Annotated in this window: 20 protein-coding genes and 1 tRNA gene; 15 read left to right on the top strand and 6 right to left on the bottom strand. The window is 68.7% G+C overall.

The window, feature by feature from the left end; translation table 11 throughout:
- Nucleotides 1-16: 16 nt before the first annotated feature.
- Together CUR96_RS02800 and CUR96_RS02805 are read right to left on the bottom strand one after the other, a co-directional pair.
- Complete coding sequence (locus CUR96_RS02800) at nt 17-964, bottom strand: metallophosphoesterase (protein WP_102191765.1); 948 nt, start codon at nt 962-964, stop codon at nt 17-19.
- Nucleotides 955-3531 carry a transglycosylase domain-containing protein gene (locus CUR96_RS02805; protein WP_180968914.1) on the bottom strand — a complete coding sequence of 859 codons (2577 nt, stop codon included), beginning with the start codon at nt 3529-3531 and terminating at the stop codon, nt 955-957. Before CUR96_RS02805 ends, CUR96_RS02800 begins: the two co-directional genes overlap by 10 nt.
- A 113-nt stretch (nt 3532-3644) precedes the next feature.
- Between CUR96_RS02805 and CUR96_RS02810 the strand changes: the two genes are divergently transcribed.
- Both CUR96_RS02810 and CUR96_RS02815 read left to right on the top strand, forming a co-directional pair.
- The gene (locus tag CUR96_RS02810) at nt 3645-3869 is read left to right on the top strand and encodes a hypothetical protein (protein ID WP_102191766.1); all 225 of its coding nucleotides are present in this window, start codon (nt 3645-3647) and stop codon (nt 3867-3869) included.
- Entirely contained in the window at nt 3866-4324 is a 459-nt protein-coding gene (locus CUR96_RS02815) for a RidA family protein (RefSeq protein ID WP_102191767.1), read from the top strand. Before CUR96_RS02810 ends, CUR96_RS02815 begins: the two co-directional genes overlap by 4 nt.
- A gap of 93 nt (nt 4325-4417) precedes the next feature.
- Here CUR96_RS02815 and acs read toward each other — a convergent pair whose 3' ends face one another.
- On the bottom strand, nt 4418-6385 hold the full coding sequence (gene acs / locus CUR96_RS02820) for an acetate--CoA ligase (RefSeq protein WP_102191768.1): 1968 nt from the start codon (nt 6383-6385) through the stop codon (nt 4418-4420).
- Between the two features lie 397 nt (nt 6386-6782).
- On the opposite strand from acs, the gene CUR96_RS02825 reads away from it, so the two are divergent.
- The 12 genes from CUR96_RS02825 (at nt 6783) to CUR96_RS02880 (ending at nt 17352) form a co-directional block, all read left to right on the top strand.
- Nucleotides 6783-7799 carry a TadA family conjugal transfer-associated ATPase gene (locus CUR96_RS02825; protein ID WP_102191769.1) on the top strand — a complete coding sequence of 339 codons (1017 nt, stop codon included), beginning with the start codon at nt 6783-6785 and terminating at the stop codon, nt 7797-7799.
- The gene (locus CUR96_RS02830) at nt 7793-8686 is read left to right on the top strand and encodes a type II secretion system F family protein (RefSeq protein ID WP_180968915.1); all 894 of its coding nucleotides are present in this window, start codon (nt 7793-7795) and stop codon (nt 8684-8686) included. The genes CUR96_RS02825 and CUR96_RS02830 overlap by 7 nt, the downstream gene beginning before the upstream one ends.
- Before the next feature lie 68 nt (nt 8687-8754).
- Nucleotides 8755-8952 carry a DUF4244 domain-containing protein gene (locus tag CUR96_RS02835; RefSeq protein WP_102191770.1) on the top strand — a complete coding sequence of 66 codons (198 nt, stop codon included), beginning with the start codon at nt 8755-8757 and terminating at the stop codon, nt 8950-8952.
- Between the two features lie 119 nt (nt 8953-9071).
- Nucleotides 9072-9383 carry a TadE family type IV pilus minor pilin gene (locus CUR96_RS02840; RefSeq protein ID WP_102191803.1) on the top strand — a complete coding sequence of 104 codons (312 nt, stop codon included), beginning with the start codon at nt 9072-9074 and terminating at the stop codon, nt 9381-9383.
- Nucleotides 9383-9712, top strand: coding sequence for a helicase (locus CUR96_RS02845; protein ID WP_102191771.1), 330 nt, complete (start codon nt 9383-9385; stop codon nt 9710-9712). The genes CUR96_RS02840 and CUR96_RS02845 overlap by 1 nt, the downstream gene beginning before the upstream one ends.
- 77 nt (nt 9713-9789) lie before the next feature.
- On the top strand, nt 9790-12621 hold the full coding sequence (topA, locus tag CUR96_RS02850; protein WP_102191772.1) for a type I DNA topoisomerase: 2832 nt from the start codon (nt 9790-9792) through the stop codon (nt 12619-12621).
- Complete coding sequence (tmk, locus tag CUR96_RS02855) at nt 12618-13250, top strand: dTMP kinase (protein WP_102191773.1); 633 nt, start codon at nt 12618-12620, stop codon at nt 13248-13250. Before topA ends, tmk begins: the two co-directional genes overlap by 4 nt.
- A gap of 71 nt (nt 13251-13321) precedes the next feature.
- Nucleotides 13322-14479 carry a DNA polymerase III subunit delta' gene (locus CUR96_RS02860; protein WP_102191774.1) on the top strand — a complete coding sequence of 386 codons (1158 nt, stop codon included), beginning with the start codon at nt 13322-13324 and terminating at the stop codon, nt 14477-14479.
- Nucleotides 14476-16032 (top strand): alpha/beta hydrolase, encoded by a 1557-nt coding sequence (locus tag CUR96_RS02865; protein WP_180968916.1) that lies wholly within the window; start codon nt 14476-14478, stop codon nt 16030-16032. The genes CUR96_RS02860 and CUR96_RS02865 overlap by 4 nt, the downstream gene beginning before the upstream one ends.
- A 69-nt stretch (nt 16033-16101) precedes the next feature.
- A tRNA-Thr gene (locus tag CUR96_RS02870) sits at nt 16102-16174 on the top strand.
- Nucleotides 16175-16240: 66 nt separating this feature from the next.
- The gene (locus CUR96_RS02875) at nt 16241-16822 is read left to right on the top strand and encodes an isochorismatase family protein (RefSeq protein WP_102191775.1); all 582 of its coding nucleotides are present in this window, start codon (nt 16241-16243) and stop codon (nt 16820-16822) included.
- The gene (locus tag CUR96_RS02880; protein ID WP_102191776.1) at nt 16819-17352 is read left to right on the top strand and encodes a DUF1697 domain-containing protein; all 534 of its coding nucleotides are present in this window, start codon (nt 16819-16821) and stop codon (nt 17350-17352) included. Before CUR96_RS02875 ends, CUR96_RS02880 begins: the two co-directional genes overlap by 4 nt.
- Here the strand turns inward: CUR96_RS02880 and CUR96_RS02885 are convergent.
- Nucleotides 17349-17558: a hypothetical protein gene (locus CUR96_RS02885; protein ID WP_102191777.1), complete on the bottom strand. Its 210-nt coding sequence runs from the start codon at nt 17556-17558 to the stop codon at nt 17349-17351. The two genes, CUR96_RS02880 and CUR96_RS02885, sit on opposite strands and share 4 nt — an antisense overlap.
- Nucleotides 17559-17583: 25 nt before the next feature.
- On the opposite strand from CUR96_RS02885, the gene CUR96_RS02890 reads away from it, so the two are divergent.
- Nucleotides 17584-18117: a CGNR zinc finger domain-containing protein gene (locus CUR96_RS02890; RefSeq protein WP_102191778.1), complete on the top strand. Its 534-nt coding sequence runs from the start codon at nt 17584-17586 to the stop codon at nt 18115-18117.
- Between the two features lie 25 nt (nt 18118-18142).
- Here CUR96_RS02890 and CUR96_RS02895 read toward each other — a convergent pair whose 3' ends face one another.
- Both CUR96_RS02895 and CUR96_RS02900 read right to left on the bottom strand, forming a co-directional pair.
- Nucleotides 18143-18691, bottom strand: coding sequence for a type 1 glutamine amidotransferase domain-containing protein (locus CUR96_RS02895; RefSeq protein WP_102191779.1), 549 nt, complete (start codon nt 18689-18691; stop codon nt 18143-18145).
- 183 nt (nt 18692-18874) lie between these two features.
- Nucleotides 18875-19423: a hypothetical protein gene (locus tag CUR96_RS02900; protein ID WP_146008116.1), complete on the bottom strand. Its 549-nt coding sequence runs from the start codon at nt 19421-19423 to the stop codon at nt 18875-18877.
- Between the last annotated feature and the right edge of the window lie 458 nt (nt 19424-19881).

Raw genomic sequence — 19881 nt, forward strand, 5'->3', positions numbered from 1 at the left:
CGAGTCTACAGTGAAATCACCGTGACGCCGAATCGTGCTCCCGCGCCGTCAGGGTGAGCAGCGTCGCCTCGGGGCGGCACGCGAACCGGACGGGGGCGTAGATCGAATGCCCGCATCCGGCACTGACGTTCAGCGGCACGCTCCGCCCGTCGAGCGTCCAGGTGCTGAGCCCCTTCGCCTGCTTCAGCGGAATGTCGCAGTTCGCGACCAAGGCGCCGTATCCGGGAAGGCAGACCTGACCGCCATGGGTGTGACCGCCGAAGATGGCGTCGGCATCCAGGCCGATGAAGCCGTTGAGCACCCGCTGATACGGAGCATGTGTGACTCCGAGAACCGAGGTGCCGGCATCGCGCGGTCCCAGAGCAGCGAGAGCCTCGGGCAGGTCCTCGAGTCGATCCCAGTCGCGGTGGGCATCGCTGACGCCGAAGGCGTCGATGGTGTCGCCGGCGATCGTGAGGCGCGCGGCGGCGTTGTTGAGATCGGTCCAGCCGAGCTCGTCGGTGAAGTACGCATCCATCGCGTCGGTGTCGAGCATCTCCGGCTCGTGGTGACGCTGTGACGGGCCCGCGAAATACCGCAGCGGATTGCGCGGAGATGGTGCCTGGATGTCGTTCGAGCCGTGTACGAAAACGCCGGGGACACCAGCGAACGGCGCGAAGGCGCGCCGGATGCCGGCCAGCCCGTCACGATGGCCCAGGTTGTCGCCCGTGTTGACGATCAGGTCGGGTTTCAGCTGCGCGAGCGAAGCCAGCCAGTCCTGCTTGCGGTGCTGCCACGGCGCCATGTGGGCGTCGGAGATGTGCAGCACCCGGATCGGCGCCGAGCCCGGCGCGAGAGCAGGGGCCGTCACGTCGCGCACCGTGAAGAGGTATCGCTCGATGCCGATGCCCCACACGGCTGCGGCCGCGCCGAGGGCCCCCACCGCACCGAGGGCGACGAGGGCCGGGTGCGCGCTTACTCGCACGAGACCGCGATCGGCGTGCTCTTCTTCGCCGCCGTGCCCGCCGCTGGGCTGGTCGCCTTCACGACCGCTTCCGGGGGGTTGCAGGACTTGTCGAACGAGATCGACTTGAATCCGGCGGCGATCAGCGCGGCCTGGGCGGCAGCCTTGGCTTGACCCTTCACATCAGGCACGGTCGCACCCTGCGCGTTGCTCGGCGAGATCGTGATCGTGCCGCCGCTGGGGGCCTGTCCCTGCGGATCCTGCGCCGCGACGACGTTGGCCGGCTTGTCGCTGTCGACGGGAGCGCCGACGGACACGGAGAATCCGGCTTCCTCAAGGATCGCGGTCGCTTCGTCGACTGTCTTGTCGACCACGTTCGGCACGTTGGTCAGCACCTGGCGGAGGAGGTTTCCGTCGGGCTCCGGGAACGAGTCGCCGCCGTAGACGTCGTTGGCAGCGCCCTGGATGTCCCGCGCGAGGCCATAGCGGACGTTGTTCAGCGATGTGCCGTTCCACTCATACCTGTTCAGCGGCTCGAGACCCTGGATGTTGCCCACCCACACCGCGGTCGTGACCTTGGTGCTCGACTCGACGAGCATGGTGTGCTCCGCCTCGGCGGTTCCGGTCTTGCCGATCACAGGAATGCCGTCGTCGGGGTTGGCGCCGGAGCCGGTGCCGCCCTCCATCACGCCGCGGAGGGCGTAGGCGGCGGTGGCGGCCACCTCAGGGGTGAGCTGCTGAGTGCATGTCGTCGCCGGAATCGGGAGGTCGGCGCCGTCGCGTCCGACGACCCGGTCGATCGCCTTCGGCTCGCAGAAGATGCCCTTGTTGGCGACGGCGGCGTACGCTCCGGCCATCTGCAGGGGAGGGATGCTCTTGGAACCGAGCACGGCAGGGAAGGGCGCGTTGGGCGCATCGCCGTCGAACTCGGGCTGAGTGACATCGACACCGTTGCCGTAGTGCACGCCGAGCTTCTTGGCGACCTCGTTGATCTCGCAGAGGTCGAGCTGCTGCGCCATCGCCAGGAAGCCGGTGTTCAGCGAGGAGGCGGTGAACTGACGCACGCTCTGCACGCCGCCGCGCCCGCTGCCGAAGTTCTCGATCTTCGCCGCGTTCGGCACCTTCTGGCCGCAGATCGTGAAGGGGGTGAACGTCTTGACGCGGCCATCGAGCACCTGGTTGACCGAGTGGCCTGTCTCCAGCCAGCGGAGCAGGGTGAAGAGCTTGTACGTGGAACCGGTCGAGAAGCCGCCGCCGCCGCCGTGGGCCCGGTCGGCTGCGAAAACCACGCCGGACTCGCCGTTGGCGAGGTTGGCGCTCGTGGTCTCGTTGAACACGGTGTTCTGCGCCATCGCGAGGATGCGGCCGGTGCTGGCCTCGACCGAGACGCCGGTGCCGCCGACGAGGATGCCGGGCAGCGTCTGCGGCACCTGCGACCTCACGGCGTCGATGGCCGTCTGCTGCACACGCATATCGAGAGTCGTGTAGATCTGCATGCCGCCGAGGCGCAGGTTCGTGCGGCGCTCCTCCGGGGTGGCGCCGAAGGCGGGATCGTTCTCGACGATCGACTTCGCATACTGGCAGAAGTAGGCGTTGTCTCCTGCAGCGGCGCAGCCCTGAACGGGCTGGGTGATCACCGGGGTGATCGGCTCAGCGAAGGCCTGATCGTGCTGCTCCTGGGTGATCTTCCCATCCTTGAGCAGGCGATCGAGCACGTAGTCACGGCGATCCTTCGCCTTCGAGTAGCCGTCTGCCGCGCTGTTGACAGCGACCTCGCCCACGGTCGCGGTGCCCTCGGGCAGATCGATCCGGTAGTAGTTCGGGTTCTGCACCATGCCGGCCAGAGTGGCGGCCTGCGTGAGCGTGAGGTTGGCTGCGCTGGTGGAGAAGTAGTAGTTCGCGGCGGCCTCGATGCCGTACACGGTTCCGCCGAAGTTGGCGATGTTCAGATACCCGAGGAGGATGTCGTTCTTCGGCACCTCCTTCTCGATCTGGATCGCGAAGCGCATCTCCTGCAGCTTTCGCTTGATGCCGTCGCTGCCGGTCGCATTCGTGGCGTCGAGCCAGCACTGCTCGAGTTCGTCCGCGTAGGTCTCGGACTCGGGATCGGCGTCCTGCTCGCACTCCTGGATCAGCACGTTCTTCACGTACTGCTGGCTGATGGTCGACGCACCGCGGGACGAGGTGCCCCTGACGTTGTCGACGATGGCCTTCACCGTGGCACCGAGGTTGACGCCGCCGTGGCTGTAGAAGCTCTTGTCCTCACTGGAGAGCACCGCCTCGAACATCACCGGAGCCACCTGCTCGTACGTGACGGGGATGCGGTTCTGCTCGAAGACCGACGCCATCTTGAACGGGGCGCCGTCGGGTCCCGTCGCGTAGAAGGTGGTCTGCTCCATCGGCGACGACGGGTCGAGGTTCGAGGGGAGCTCGTCGAAGAGCGTCAGGGCCTGGGTGCCGGCGAGGCCGGTCATCGCGAGGACCGGGGTGACGGTGGCGGTGACCAGAAGGCCGGCGACGGCGCTGAGCCCGACGAGCCCGAGGAGGCCGCCGAGCACGCCTTTCACCGTGCGATTCGTTTGAGGCATACGCTTGATCGTAGGGGAGTTCCCTGAAAACAGCCTTTGACGGGCGCGCACGCCTTCTTCGGGTTCTCTGAGCCTGCCGAAGATGAAGAAGCGCCCGAATCGACAGGAGTGCCATGACCACGTGGGAGTACCTCACCACGCCGCTGCTCATCCACAACACCGCAGCCATCCTCAACAATTGGGGAAAGCAGGGCTGGGAGCTCGTGCAGGTCGTGCAGGGCCCCGAGGGCGGGCTCGTCGCCTACCTCAAGCGGCCGATCACGACGGATGCCGCGGCCAACGCCGGCCTCGCCGCTGCGGCCGAGGCCTCGCGCCAGTTCGAAGGCGGCGCGGCATGAGCATCGCTGCCCGGCTGACCGAGCTCGGGATCGAGCTGCCCCCGGTTGCGGCGCCGGTCGCCGCCTACGTCCCCGCCGTCGTGCACGGCGACCTCGTCTACACCTCGGGCCAGCTGCCGTTCATCGACGGAGCGCTGCCCGCGATCGGCAAGGTCGGCACCCAGGTCACGGCCGAGGACGCGAAGGCGTACGCGCGCACCTGTGCCCTGAACGCCCTCGCCGCCGCCGCGGATGCCGCCGGGGGAGTCGACCGCCTGCGCGGCGTGCTGCGCGTCGGCGGGTTCGTCGCGTCCGCCGCCGCCTTCACCGGTCAGCCCGGCGTGATCAACGGTGCGAGCGACGTGCTCGGCGAGATCTTCGGCGACGCGGGCAAACACGCGCGTGCGGCCGTCGGCGTCTCGGAGCTCCCCCTCGGCGCTCCGGTCGAGGTCGAGGTCACCTTCATCCTCGCGTAGGGCTTCGATTCGTCCAGACCCCCGTCCACTGTCGAGACCCCCTGTTGCAGACGTTCGCAACAGGGGGTCTCGACAATATGAGGGGGTTTCGGCCTACTTGACCTGCGCCGAGATGATGCTCATCACCGCGGTGTCGGCGAGGGTCGTCGTATCGCCGACCTCGCGTCCCTCCGCGACATCACGGAGCAGACGGCGCATGATCTTGCCGGAGCGGGTCTTCGGGAGCTCGCCGACGATGTACACGTCGCGAGGTCGGGCGATCGCGCCGATCTGCTCTCCGACCCAGAGCCGAAGCTGCTGGGCGAGACCGGCGGGGTCGTGCTCGGACAGGTAGCTCTCCTTGATGATGACGAAGGCGACCACGGCCTGGCCGGTCGTCTCGTCGGACGCCCCGACGACGGCTGCTTCGGCCGTCGCCTCGTGCGCCACCAGGGAGGATTCGATCTCCGCCGTGGAGAGCCGGTGACCGGAGACGTTCATGACGTCATCCACTCGTCCGAGCAGCCACAGGTCGCCGTCCTCATCGAGGCGGGCGCCGTCGCCGGCGAAGTAGTACCCCTGGTCCTCGAACTTCTCCCAGTAGGTCTCCTTGTAGCGCTCCGGGTCGCCCCAGATGCCACGCAGCATGCTCGGCCACGGCTCGGTGATCACGAGAAGTCCGCCGTTTCCGCTGCCGACCTCGGCCCCTGTCTCATCGACGACGTCGAGGGTGATGCCGGGAAGGGGGACCTGCGCCGAACCGGGCTTCGTGGCCGTGACGCCGGGGAGCGCGGAGACCATGATCGCGCCGGTCTCGGTCTGCCACCACGTGTCCACGATCGGGGTCTTCCCACCGCCGATGACGTCGCGGTACCACATCCACGCTTCGGGATTGATCGGCTCGCCCACCGATCCGAGCAGCCGCAATGATGACAGATCGAACTTCGCGGGGACCGTGCGGCCGATCTTCATGAACGAGCGGATCGCCGTCGGAGCCGTGTAGAAGATCGAGACCTTGTGCTTCTCGATGATCTCCCACCAGCGGCCGGGGTGCGGAGCATCCGGAGTGCCCTCGTAGAGCACCTGAGTGGCGCCGTTCGCGAGCGGACCGTATGCGACATAGGAGTGCCCGGTGACCCAGCCGATGTCCGCCGTGCACCAGAACACGTCGGTCTCCGGATGCAGGTCGAAGACGTACTTGTGCGAGTAGGCGGCCTGGGTGAGATAGCCGCCCGAGGTGTGCAGGATGCCTTTCGGCTTGCCCGTAGTGCCGGACGTGTACAGGATGAACAGCGGGTTCTCCGCCGGGAACGCCTGCGCGATGTGCTCGGCGGATGCCGCGGGCACCGCGTCGTGCCACCACACGTCTCGGTCGTCGACCCAGTCCACGTCGTTGCCGCCGCGCTTCACGACGAGCACGTGCTCGACGGTCTGCTGCTCGCCGTCGCCGCGGTCGCTCAGCGCCTGGTCGACGGCGGGCTTGAGCGCCGACACCTTGCCCTTGCGGTAGCCGCCGTCGGCGGTGATGACCACCTTGGCGCCGGCGTCGTCGATGCGCGAGCGCAGGCTGTCCGCACTGAAGCCGCCGAACACCACCGAGTGGATGGCGCCGATCCGGGCCACCGCGAGCATCGAGGCGATGGCCTCGGGGATCATGGGCAGGTAGATCGCGACGCGGTCGCCATGACCGACGCCGAGTCCTTCGAGCACGTTGGCGACGCGCTTGACCTCCTCGGTCAGCTCCGAGTAGGTGATGCGGCGCTCGTCGCCGGGCTCGCCCTCCCAGAGCAGGGCGACTCGGTCGCCGTTGCCCGCCTCGACGTGCCGGTCGAGGCAGTTGTAGGCGACGTTCAGCTCGCCGTCGTCGAACCACTTCGCGAAAGGCGGGTTCGTCCAGTCGAGCACACGGGTGAACGGCTTGTGCCAGTGCAGCAGCTCGCCGGCCTGCTCGCCCCAGAACCCTTCTCGGTCGGAGGCGGCGCGCTCGTACAGAGCGGGCGACGAGATGGTCTGCGCGACGAATTCCTCCGACGGCGGGAATCGGCGGGTCTCATCGAGAAGGTGATCGATCTGGCTGCTCATCGGCAGGCGCTCCTTTGCGGCATTGCTGTTCCTGCGGGCTCGGTCAGGTGGGTGGCGTGACCAGGTCACCGTGAATCTAATCGCGAGGTCCCACATCGCCTACTGCCGAAAGTCGGTATACGAATGGGTTTTGTCAGGATGGTCGCCTTGCGTACACTCGACGACAGCCGAAATCTCATTCCGGCCTTGGCGTGCCCGTTTCCCCCGAACGGGCCCCGCCGTGGGCGGCATCTCATTCCCCCCGTGAGGTGCCGCCCTTCTCTGTGCAGAGCGCCTCCGCGATCCGTCCATCCCCCGCAGCGGGAACATCCCTGCACGGATGAGTGGCAGGAAGAGTTCTGCACAGGACGCGTGAATCCGATGTCCGGGTGCGGGGCCGCTTGCCTAGCGTCGGGGAATGGCCGATTCCTTCGTCATCCAGCCACGCGGCGGCACCGCTCCGGCGCCGTCGCCCTCGATGCGCGCCGGCTCTGCACCGCTGCGCGTCGATCCGTCGTTCGGGGCGCTCGCCGAGCACTGCGCCGACGAAGCGGTGACGGACATCTTCGTCAACGGCGCCGCCGGACTCTTCGTGGATCGCGGACACGGTGCCGAGCGCGTGGCCGGGTGGAGCGCGTCGGAGCGAGAGGTCCGCGATCTCGCCGTCGCCCTCGTGGGTCTCGGCGGCAGGCATCTCGACGACCAGGCGCCGTGCGTCGACGTCCGATTGGCTTCCGGCATCCGCGTGCACGCCGTCCTCGCCCCGATCTCGACCTCCGGGACGGCACTGTCGATCAGGGTGCCGCGGGTGCGTGCCGCCGATCTCGACGCCCTCGCCGCTCTCGGCGCCTTCGACGCACGCCAGCAGAACTGGCTGACCGCACTCGTCGCCGAGCGGGCGAACATCCTCATCACCGGTGGCACCGGCACCGGCAAGACCACACTCTTGTCGGCTCTACTCAGTGCGGTGCCGCCAGGGGAGCGGATCGTCACGATCGAAGACGTCGCCGAACTGCAGCCGCGGCACCCTCATCATGTGGCGCTGGAGGCGCGGCAGGTCAACCTCGAGGGCGCCGGCGGGATCAGCCTCGCCCGGCTGGTGCGGGAATCGCTGCGGATGCGGCCGGATCGGCTCGTGGTCGGGGAGTGCCGCGGTGAGGAGGTGCGCGAGTTGCTGACCGCGCTGAACACCGGCCACGACGGCGGTGCGGGCACTCTTCACGCCAGCGGGCTGCTCGACGTGCCGGCCCGGCTGGAGGCTCTGGGCGCGCTGGCGGGAATGGATGCCACGGCACTAGCCCGGCAGGCGGTGAGCGCGTTCACCATGGTGCTGCACCTCGCCCGCGCTCCGGGTGGGGCTCGGAGCATCGCGCAGGCGGGCGTCTTCACGCTGAACGGCGGTCGCCTCGGGATCGAGGAGGTCCAGCCGTGGTGAGATCGTCTCGCGCCGCCGACTCCACCGTGGAGGATGCGTCCACCGCCGTGCGCACCCTGGCCGTGCTGCTGCAGGCGGGCGCGGTGCCCGTCGTCGCCTGGCGCCACCTCGCCGAGAGCGGCGATCCGCACGCCGCCAGGATCGTCGATCGGCTCGAGGGCGGCATCCCTCTGCTCGCCGCGGTCGAGGCCGAAGGCGGTGCATGGGTCGACCTCGCCGCCGCGTGGGACGTCGCGACCACGGTGGGCGCGCCGCTGGCCGAGGTGCTGCGGATGCTGGCGGACACGCTGCAGGATGCGGCGTCCGCCGCGGACGACGTCAGGATCGCGCTCGCCGAACCTGCCGGCACCGCACGGCTGCTGCTCTGGATGCCGCTGGCAGGGCTCCTGCTTGGCTTCGCGCTCGGATTCGACACGCTCAGCGTCATCGTCTCGAACCCGGTCGGGGGCGCATGCGTGGTCGCGGGTCTCGGTCTGGTGCTGGCCGCGCGGATGTGGACCAGACGGATGCTGCTCAAGGCGCAGCCCGAGCCCGGAACGCCGGGCATCCAGGCCGAACTGGTGGCCGTCGCCCTCTCCGGAGGGGCGTCCATCGAGCGCTCCCTGAGGCTGGTCGGCGACAGCTCGGCCACCGGCCGGGGCGGGGAGGAGCGCACCCGAGCGGTCCTCGAGCTCTCCCGCGCGGCCGGGGTCCCCGCCGGCGAACTGCTGCGAGCGTCGGCCGCACAGGACCGCCATGCCGCCCGTGTCCGGGGGAAGCTCGCCGCGGCGCGCCTCTCGACGCGACTGCTCATTCCGCTCGGAGTGTGCACACTCCCCGCCTTCCTGCTCCTCGGGGTCGCGCCGCTGCTGCTCAGCGTGCTCGCCTCGACTCCGCTGCCGCTGTGATCGCCCCGAACCACCTCCCAATCACCACGGACGCCGAATGGCTTCCAGACACAAGAAAGAGGAACACCATGAACACCATCCCCACCCTCGACCGCCGTCGTGCCGCCGCCCTGTTCGGCGACGACAGTGGCGCCGCGACGGCCGAATACGCCATCACCACCATGGCGGCGGTCGCCTTCGCCGGCCTGCTGGTCGTCATCATGCGCTCCGAGGAGGTGCGCGGCATCCTCACAGACCTCGTGCGCCGTGCGCTCACGGTGTCGTGATGCGCGTGCCACCGCGCTCCGTGCGGCACCGACCCGACCGAGATCTCGGGGGTGCCCGCGGCCGGATGAGTGACTGCGGGCGAAGCCCGGCAAACGACCCCGTCGCCGATCGCGGCTCGGTGGCTGCCGAGCTCGCGCTCGCGCTGCCCGCCGTGGTGCTGACGCTCCTCCTGGGAGCGGGAGCGCTCGGCGCCGCGTCACGGCAGGTCTCGCTGCAGGATGCCGCAGCTGACGCCGCCCGGCTCCTCGGACGCGGAGAGAGCGCCGCGGCCGCGGACGCCGCTGTCGCGGCGTCGGTGTCCGGGGCAGCGGTGTCGCCCTGGCACCAGGGCGACCTGGTGTGCGTGACGGCGCGTCTGGACGTGGCGGTGGGTGCGGTGATCCACGTGCCCCTCCAAGCGTCCAGCTGCGCACTCGACGGCGGTCGTTGATGGCAGGGTCGGCGCTCGGAGCCGGAATCCTGACTGTCGCGGCTGCGCTGTCCCTGGGGCTTGCGGCCGTCGGCGGAGCGGCCGTCACCGCACAGCGGGCGGCGGGTGCCGCCGATGCTGCGGCGCTCGCCGCCGCCGATGCCGCCAGCGGTGCGATCGCCACCTCGGAGGCCCCGTGCGCACTCGCAGGGCGGGTCGCGGCGGCAGCCGGAGCGACCCTCACCGCCTGCTCCGTGGAGGACTTCGTTGCGACCGTACAGGTGCAGGCGGCGTACGCTGGACTCGCTGCCGTCTCCCGAGCCCGTGCCGGGCCACCCGAGGGAAACTGACGGCGCGCATGCTTCCGTCACTGTGAACGACCCCGCGCAGTGGTGTGTATGGTGTGCTTCGAAGAAAGGACGCCCCCTTGGCTGAAGGCAAGAAGCTCGTCATTGTCGAGTCCCCGACGAAGATGCGGTCTATTCAGGGATACCTCGGCGACGGTTACGAGGTGCTCAGCTCTGTCGGCCACATCCGTGATCTCGCCGACAAGAAGGACATCCCCGCCGAGGACAAGCAGGCGTACGGCAAGTACTCGATCGACATCGAGAACGGCTTCGACCCCTACTACGTCGTGTCCGACCGAAAGACCAAGACGGTCGCCGAACTCAAGCGCGCACTGAAGACCGCCGACGAGCTCCTGCTCGCCACCGATGAGGACCGCGAAGGCGAGGCCATCGCCTGGCATCTACTCGAAACCCTCAAGCCGAAGGTCCCGGTCAAGCGCATGGTCTTCCACGAGATCACCAAGGATGCGATCCAGGCGGCCGTCGGCAACACCCGCGAACTCGACCACGACCTCGTCGACGCGCAGGAGACCCGGCGCATCCTCGACCGCCTCTACGGCTGGGACGTCTCGCCGGTGCTCTGGTACAAGGTGAAGACCGGCATCTCGGCAGGACGCGTGCAGTCCGCCGCCACCCGCCTGATCGTCGATCGGGAGCGCGAGCGCATGGCGTTCTCGTCCGCCGAGTACTGGGACGTCGACGCCGCAGCCGCGGCGACGGGCACCTCCTTCAAGATCCGCCTCGTCCGCGTCGACGGCGGTCAGCTGGCCCGCGGCACCGACTTCGACGACAACGGGAAGCTCAAGAAGGCCGTCGTCATCCTCGACGAGGCCGCGGCCACCACCCTCGCCCGAGCGGTCGATGCCGCCGGCACCGGATCGGTCACCAAGGTCGAGGCGAAGCCCGGAACCCGCAGCCCCTACGCCCCCTTCACGACCTCGACCATGCAGCAGGAGGCCGGTCGCAAGCTCTCGATGGGTGCGAAGCAGGCGATGAGCGTCGCCCAGCGTCTGTACGAGAAGGGGTACATCACCTATATGCGCACCGACTCCGTCGCGCTGAGTACCCAGGCGGTGCAGGCTGCGCGGAGCCAGGCGGTCTCGCTCTACGGCGACAGCGCCGTCCCGCTGAAGCCGCGCGTCTACAAGTCGAAGAGCAAGAACGCCCAGGAGGCGCACGAGGCGATCCGCCCATCCGGTGAGACGTTCCGCACCCCGGCGTCGCTCTCCGGCGAACTCGACCGCGAAGAGCAGCGCCTCTACGACCTCATCTGGAAGCGCACCGTCGCCAGCCAGATGGCAGACGCCAAGTACGAGACCACCACGGTCACCATCGCGGTCGACGCTGCGGGGAAGGCCGCCGAGTTCACGGCATCCGGCACCGTCTACACCTTCAAGGGCTTCCTGGAGGCGTACGAGGAGGGCCGCGATGAGAAGCGCGGCGATGCCGATGCCGCCGAGAACCAGTCGCTGCCGGCTGTCGCGGTCGGCGACGCGCTCGCCGTCTCGGATGCCGAGGCCAAGGGGCACCGCACGACGCCCAAGCCGCGTTACACCGAAGCCTCGCTCGTGAAGGTGCTCGAGGAGAAGGGCATCGGCCGTCCCTCGACCTTCGCATCGATCCCAGAGACCATCCTCGACCGCGGCTACGCGGTCAAGCGGGGCCAGGCGCTGGTGCCCACCTGGCTGGCGTTCAGCGTCGTGCGTCTGCTCGAGGAGCACTTCGCCGAACTCGTCGACTACGACTTCACCGCAGCCCTCGAGGATGACCTCGACACGATCGCCCGCGGCGAGCAGAACCGGGTGGAATGGCTCAAATCGTTCTACTTCGGTTCGGACTCGCACGTCGGGCTCCGTCAGGTCGTCGACAACCTCGGCGAGATCGACGCGCGAGCGCTGAACTCCACGCCCATCACCGACACGGCCACGCTGCGCTTCGGCAAGTACGGTCCTTACCTCGAGGTCGTGGACCCTGCGAACCCCGAGGCCAAGCCGCGCATCGTGAACGTGCCGGAGGATCTCGCACCGGACGAGCTCACCGAGGCGAAGGCGCAGGAGCTCATCGACGCCCCGGTGGCCGGAGACCGCGTCCTCGGCGAGAACCCGGAGAACGGCAAGATCATCGTCGTCAAGGACGGACGCTTCGGTCCCTACGTGCAGGAGAACGACCCCGTCGATCCGGATGCCGTGGACGCGGCCACCGGCGAGGTCGTCGAAGCGCCCGCGGCGAAGCCGAAGCGCGGCGCGAAGAAGGAGACGGCGCCCAAGCCGAGGACCGGTTCGCTGTTCCGCTCGATGTCCGTCGAGACGATCGACCTGGAGACCGCTCTGCAGCTGCTCAGCCTGCCGCGCGTCGTCGGGACCGACCCCGAGACGGGCGACGAGATCACGGCCCAGAACGGCCGATTCGGGCCGTACCTGAAGAAGGGCACCGACTCGCGCTCGCTGGAGAGCGAAGCGCAGATCTTCGAGGTGACGCTGGAGCAGGCTCTCGAGATCTACGCGCAGCCCAAATACGGGGCGGGTTCCCGCCGCGCCTCCAGCGCACTCGCCGAGTTCGACGCCGACCCGGTCAGCGGCAAGCCGATCCGCATCCGCGACGGACGTTTCGGGGCTTATGTCACCGACAGCGTGACGAACGTAACGATCCCGCGCGGTGAGAAGCCCGAGGACATCACGTTCGAGCGCGCCGTGGAGATGCTCGCCGACAAGCGCGCCAAGGGACCGGCTCCCAAGCGCGGAGCCAAGGCAGCCCCGGCGAAGAAGGCCCCCGCGAAGAAAGCACCGGCCAAGAAGGTGCCGGCCAAGAAGGTTCCGACGGATGCGGCGAAAGCCGCGGCGCGCTCGGCTGCGGCGAAGAAGGCCGCCGCCACACGGGCCGCCAACGCGGCGAAGAAGAAGGCCGACGCGTGACCGAAGGCTCCGGCTTCTGGATCACCCTCGAAGGCGGCGACGGTTCGGGCAAGACGACGCAGGCGGATCTGCTCGAGTCCTGGCTGACCGGTGCGGGGCACTCCGTGCTGCGGACCCGCGAACCCGGCGGGTCGGAGGTGGGGCACCTCATCCGCGAGATCGTGCTGCACCATCGCGGCGACATCGCTCCGCGGGCCGAGGCGCTGCTCTACGCGGCCGATCGCGCGCACCACGTCGCGACGGTCGTGCGTCCGGCGTTGCAGCGCGGAGACGTGGTCCTGCAGGACCGTTATCTCGACTCCTCCGTCGCCTATCAGGGGGCGGGCCGCGTGCTCGATGCCACCGAGGTCCGGGAACTGTCGCTGTGGGCGGCCGAGGGCGCCCTGCCAGATCTCACCGTGCTCCTGGACCTCGACCCGGCGACCGCACGGACGCGGCTGGATTCGGCGGACAAGCCGTTCGACCGCCTCGAAGCGGAGAAAGCCGAATTCCACGGACGGGTCCGTGACGGCTATCTCGCGCTCGCTGCGGCGGAGCCCGACCGGTTCCTCGTGGTCGACGCCGCAGCGGACCGCGACGACATCGCCGACGGCATCCGCACCCGCGTCGCGGCGCTCCTCGCACCGTAGCCCTCCGTCGCGTCGCAAAGGCGACACTCGCGTCGAGGGATGCTGTCCCCGCTCCCGGTTAGGCTGAGTCCATGCCCCAGACCGTCGCCGCTCCGTTTCCGTGGGGCGATGTGTGGGGGCAGGACTCCGCCGTCGAGACGCTGCGCGCTGCAGCATCCGATCCCGCCGCGCTCTCGCACGCCTGGCTGATCACGGGCCCTCCCGGATCGGGGCGGTCGACGCTGGCTTACGCGTTCGCCGCCGCGCTCGTGGCCGACGAACCCGGGGACGAGGCCGCGATGCGCCAGGTGCTGGCCGGCACCCATCCCGATGTCACGGCGCTGCGCACGGACAAGGTCATCATCACGATCGCCGAGGCGCGCGCCCTCGTCGAACGCTCGTACTTCGCGCCCTCGGCCGGCCGCTACCGGGTCATCGTCGTCGAAGACGCCGACCGCATGGTCGAGCGCACCTCGAACGTACTGCTCAAGGCGCTCGAGGAGCCGCCGGAGAAGACCGTGTGGATCCTCTGCGCTCCCAGCGAGGCCGACCTGTTGCCGACGATCCGCTCCCGCGTCCGGTCGCTGCGCCTGCGCGAACCGGACGTCGCCGATGTCGCACGGCTGATCGTGCTGCGCACCGGCGTCGATGAGGCCGTCGCCGAACAGGCCGCGCGGCATGCTCAGCGCCACATCGGCATGGCGCAGCGCCTGGCGGTCGATGAGACCGCGCGGCGTCGTCGTGACGACACGCTCCGTGCCGTCCTCGGCGTGCGCGGCGTCGGCGATGCCGTGGAGGTCGCCGGCCGCATCATCCAGGCGGCGACCGAGGATGCGAAGGCGCTGACCGCCGAGCGCGACGCGGCCGAGCGTGCTTCGCTGCTGCGCACCGTCGGCATCGCCGAGGGGCAGGCGGTGCCTCCCGCGCTGCGCGCGCAGCTGTCGGCGCTCGAGGACGACCAGAAGAAACGCGCGACCCGCAGCCTGCGTGATGGCATCGACCGGGTCCTCACCGACATGCAGTCCCTGTTCCGCGACGTCGTGATGCTCCAGTTCGGGCGCGAAGACGAACTCATCAACAGCGAATTACGGGCGGAGCTGAGCGGTCTCGCGAACGCATGGCCCGAGACCCGTACGCTTGTCGTACTTGACCACCTTGCCGAGACGCGTCAGTCGCTGGAGCGCAACGTCGCACCGCTGCTCGCCCTGGAGAGCTTGCTCGTGACTGTCACGAGCGGGAGGACACCGTGACCAACCGTACGACTTCCCGAATCCGGCGGTTCTCCGCGCTCATCGCCGGCCTCGCTGCCGCATCCGTCGCGCTCTCCGGGTGCCTCTACGCGATGATCCCCGAGCAGGCGGCTCCTCGCCCGTCGCGCACGAGCGCTCCGGACACCGAGGGAGTGGCCGAGAACCTGCTCCAGTACTACGGGCAGACGCTGGACTGGAGCGCGTGCGGCAGCGGTTTCGACTGCACCGAGGTCACGGCTCCATTGGACTGGGAGAACCCGGGCGACGGCGAGATCCAGCTCTCCGTGGTCCGCCACCAGGCAGAGGGAACCCCGCTGGGCTCGCTGCTGACCAACCCCGGCGGCCCCGGCGCGAGCGGCGTCGAGCTCATCCAGGGCAGCCTGGAGTTCGCCGTCGGCGCGGCCCTCATCGAGAGCTACGACGTGATCGGCTTCGACCCCCGGGGCGTCGGCCAGTCCACGGCTGTGACCTGCCTCGATGCGGCAGGGATGGACGACTACCTCTACGGCATCCCGGCCGCCCCGCGCGGCACCCCGGAGTGGGAGGCCGAGCTGCTCCAGGCGCACAAGACGTTCGCCGATGCGTGCGAGGCGAACAGCGGCGGCATCCTCGAGCACATCACCACGATCAACTCCGCGCACGACATGGACCTGATCCGTGCGGTGCTGGGCGACAAGGAGCTGAACTACCTCGGGTACTCGTACGGCACGTTCCTCGGTGCGACCTACGCGAAGCTCTATCCGGAGAAGGCGGGCCGTCTCGTCCTCGACGGCGCGATCGATCCCTCCGTGCCCGGACTCGACGTGGGGGCCACCCAGGCGCTCGGCTTCGAGTCGGCGCTGCGGGCGTACATGCAGGACTGCCTCGACTCCGGCGAGTGCCCGTTCAACGGCACCGTCGACGACGCGATGGCCGATCTCGGTGCGCTCCTCGCGAGCGCCGATCGCCTGCCGCTCGAGAGCGGCGACGGTCGCATGATGGGTGCGGACGCCATGATGACCGCGATCATCGCCGCGCTGTATTCGCAGGACAGCTGGGGCATCCTCACGCAGGCGCTGACCGAGGCGCTGCAGGGCGACCCGGCGACGGCCTTCTACCTGGCCGACTTCTACAACGGCCGCGAGAACGGCGCCTACATCGACAACTCCACCGAGGCCTTCCGCGCGTACAACTGCATGGACTACCCGGTGGAGACCGACCCGGCCGCCGAGGAGGCGACCATGGCCAGGATCCGCGAGGGGGCACCCACCATCGCGCCGTACTGGAACGGTCCGGATTCCTGCGAGGTGTGGCCGTACCCGCCGACCGGCACCCGCGGTGAGATCACGGCCGAGGGGGCGGGGCCGATCGTCGTGGTCGGCACCACGAACGACCCGGCCACCCCGTACGCGTGGTCGGAGGCGCTCGCCGGCCAGCTCGAAGAGGGCGTGCTGATCACCCGCGTCGGCGAGGGGCACACCGGCTACAACAAGGGCAATCTGTGCGTGGACGACGCCGTCGAGGCGTTCCTGCTCGACGATGTCGTGCCGGAGGACGGCCTGCGCTGCGAGTGAGGCGTCGCCGGTTCGCGGCACGGTCTCGGACAGGGTAATATCGTTGATCGTGCCGCTTATGCGGCACACGCCGCCCTAGCTCAGTCGGCAGAGCATCTCACTCGTAATGAGAAGGTCAAGGGTTCGATTCCCTTGGGCGGCTCCGAAGGCCCCGTGATGCGACGAACATCACGGGGCCTTTCCCTTCCCGGCGGCGTACCCTCGGAGTATGAGCAGAGCACTCCTCATCGTCGATGTGCAGAACGATTTCACAGAGGACGGCGCGCTCGCCGTCACAGGCGGCGATGCCGTGGCGTCCGGCATCACCGCGTTCCTCGCGGAGCATGCGGGTGAGTACGACGCCATCATCGCCTCGAGGGACTGGCACGACGCTGCGGGCGACAACGGCGGCCATTTCTCGGAGGCTCCGGACTACACGGACACCTGGCCGGTGCACTGCGTCGCAGGAACGGCCGGGGCCGAGTACGACCCTCTGTTCGTGACGGATGCGGTGACGCACCACGTGCGCAAGGGGCAGGGCGTGCCCGCCTACTCGATGTTCGAGGGCGTCACCGAAGATGGCCTGACGGTCGGGGCGGTGCTCACGGCCGGCGGCGTGCTGGGCGCCGACATCGTCGGCATCGCGACGGATCACTGCGTGCGCGCGTCCGCGCTCGACGCGATCGCACATGGACTGCGCGTGCGCATCCTCACCGACCTCATCGCCGGCGTCGGACCGGAGTCGAGCGAGGCGGCGCTGGCAGAACTCGCACACGCGGGCGCCGAACTGGTGGAGAGCGCCGACGCGTGACTCGCAGTGTGCTGCTGCTGCGGGCGGTCAACGTCAGCGGCAGGAATCTCGTCCCGATGGCGCGCCTGCGTGAGGCGCTCATGACGTCGGAGATCGTCGAGAACGCATCCACGTACATCGCGAGCGGGAACATCATCTGCGAGCATCCGCCAGATGCTGCGGCGGCCTGCGCACGGGTGCGGACGCTGATCGCAGAAGAGTTCGGCGTCGACACCCCGGTGATCCTGCGCACGCACGATGCGCTGGTGGCGTCTCTTGCCGCCCAGCCGTTCGCGGATCCGGTGGAGAAGCTGCTGCATGCGATGTTCCTCGAGGGCCGGCCGGCGCCGGGCGCGCTGGAGGCGCTCCGCGAGCGGCTGGTGCCGGGGGAGGAGGTCGCCCTGGTCGGCCACGATCTCTGGATCAACTACGCCGAGGGCGGGGTCCACTCGAGCAGGCTGACGAAGGCGGTGCTCGATCGAGTGCTGGGTGTCGCGGGCACCGCGCGCAATCTGCGCACGACCCGCAAGCTGGCCGAACTGACCGCCTAGGTCCGCTCGATCTCGTGGCTGATCGCGTTCGGCGGCGCCTGAGGGTGCGCCTGCAGATCGACACGACGGATGCCGCAGCTCGAGCACCGCACGTACAGCAGCACGCCCTCGGACGTCGAATGCCGGGATTCGGTGAGCCAGGCATGCTCGTGCCGTTGTTTCCCGGGGTGTGCGACCGGTACCGGTCGAGTGTCGAGATCAGCCATGACTCCAGCGTGATGTAATGGCCTTATGCATCTCAACCCTTACGGAGAATATGCGGTACTGCTGGCTGCGTCCCTCGCCGATGACTGGCCGTCCGACCGTGCCGGGATCGAGGCGCGAGCCCGGGAGTTCGGCGTCACGATCGCATTCCGTGAGACCCCGGGCGATCATGCGCGCACGCGCGAGGTCATCGACGAATGGCTGGGAGTCGTCGACGCGGATTCGGAGTCGGAGCGCGCCGAGTTGCTGAACGCCGTGATGGCCGCGACCGCAGCGTATCCGCGCCTCACCGACCACGACGACGAGGGATGGCACCTGCATTACCGCGACGGCACCCCGGAGCAACCCGCAGTGCTTCCGGCCATGCTGCGTGCGGTCATCTCGGTCGGCACGGCGCTGCATGTGTCAACGCGGGGGATGAGCCGGCTCGGACGCTGTGCGGCGGAGCCGTGCACCCACGTGGTCGTCGATGTGACCCGGAACGGCCGGCAGCGGTACTGCTCGGTGCGCTGCGCCAACCGCGCAGCCGTGCGCAGGCACCGGGCGAGGATCGGAGCTTAGCCGCCGAACCGCTGCGGAGGGCAGGTCATGCGCGCTGTGCCGCGTGCCGCCCCTCCTCGACCTCCTCGAGGACCTTCGCGTTGAACGCGGGGAGGTCGTCGGGAGTCCTGCTCGACACGAGGCCCTGATCGACCACCACCTCCTGGTCCACCCAGGCGGCGCCGGCGTTGCGGAGATCCGTGGCGAGGCTCGGATAGCTGGTCAGCGTGCGTCCGTCGACGACACCCGCCTCGATGAGTATCCAGGCGCCGTGGCAGATGACGCCCACAGGCTTCTGCTGCTCGAAGAAACCGCGCGTGAACGCCACCGAATCGGCATCCATCCGCAGATGGTCCGCGTTCACCACGCCGCCGGGGAGCACGAGCGCGTCGAAGTCGTCGGCGGATGCTCCGGCGACCGGGAGATCCACAGTCTGCACGTGCCCGTTCTTGCCGGTGATCTCGCCTTCGGCCGGCGACACCATGATCGCGGTCGCTCCGGCCCCGGTGAGGGCATCCCAGGGACTGGTGAGCTCGCTGTCCTCGTAGCCGTCCGTCGCCAGGAAGGCGATCTTCGAGTCCGTCGTGTTCGTCACTGTTCGTCCTTTCCGTCGGAGTGGCGTCCCGGTTCAGGGACTCTTCGATGGTCGGCCGCGCTCGAGCACTTGTGCAGGGGGTGGCCAGGGTGAAGGCGAGGTGATAACGCGGCACGGCAGCACCGGGCGCGGGCCTGGCTGAGGAGGCCGGCGCTGGGATTCGCTCGGCGTCGCGGGATGTCGCTACTCTGAGTTCCGTTCGGTCATCGCCAGGGAACGCCAGTTGCTCCCCATGCGCTCGTACGTCACGATCGCATGGCAATTGCGGCAGCGGACATCGCATTTCTCGATCTCCTCTGCGATGCAGGGGATGCTGAAACCGTTGCGCACGAGCTGCATGACGCCGTCTCGCTTGTCCGTGCCCGGCGTGTGGTCGAAATCCAAAACTCTGAGGTCCGATGCGCCGCAGTCCACGCACGGGTGGTCGATCAGATACTCGGCGATGTAGGCGAGACTCTCGGCTCTCTGTGCGACGGTGCGTGCGCGGATCACCGCGATGTGATGCTCGCGATTGCGTTGGTAGTAGCGCCGTGAGGACTCCCGATTGCAGTCTCGGCAGACCTCTTGGCGGCCGTCTGCGCGCCCAGACTTCCGATTGAAATCGGTCAGGGCCTTGAACTGCCGGCATGTGCCGCACTGCTTCAGCGCGCCGGTCGATACCGCTGTCGGACGTTCATCGCTCATGTCTCTCCCCGATGCCGTTGCGGCGACGATATCGTCGTGCTCCGACATTCAGGGAGGGTGAGACAGGGAGTGCAGGGTGCGAAATCGCACCCGTACTCGATCCGGATAACACGGTGGGCCCCGAGGGGCTCGAACCCTCGACCCGCGGATTAACTTGCCACTTCGGCTTTCGCCGCCGCCCGCTGGACGTTCGTGGTCTGGACTGTCCCTTCACCATGGCTTTCGCTGTAGGTGCCACCCGTCCAGTCTCTACACCTTCCGAACTCGCGTCCGGCTTGGCTCGGGATTGCCAACTGGTTGCCCAGTAAGGGTTCCCCGACTTTGAGTGGTGTCATCCCCGGAGTTTCCCCCGAGGCGCTCCTATTTTGTTGAAGTCCGATGCTCTGCCAACTGAGCTAGAGGCCCGTGTGGTTCCAGTCTAGTGCGCCCGATTGATCGTCCAGTCTCGGTAGCGGGTGCACTTCATCCAGGGCCCACAGACGTGGCCGCCGACGACACATGTCGTC

Source organism: Microbacterium aurantiacum (genome assembly GCF_002872075.1).
In the GTDB taxonomy this organism is placed as follows: domain Bacteria; phylum Actinomycetota; class Actinomycetes; order Actinomycetales; family Microbacteriaceae; genus Microbacterium; species Microbacterium aurantiacum_A.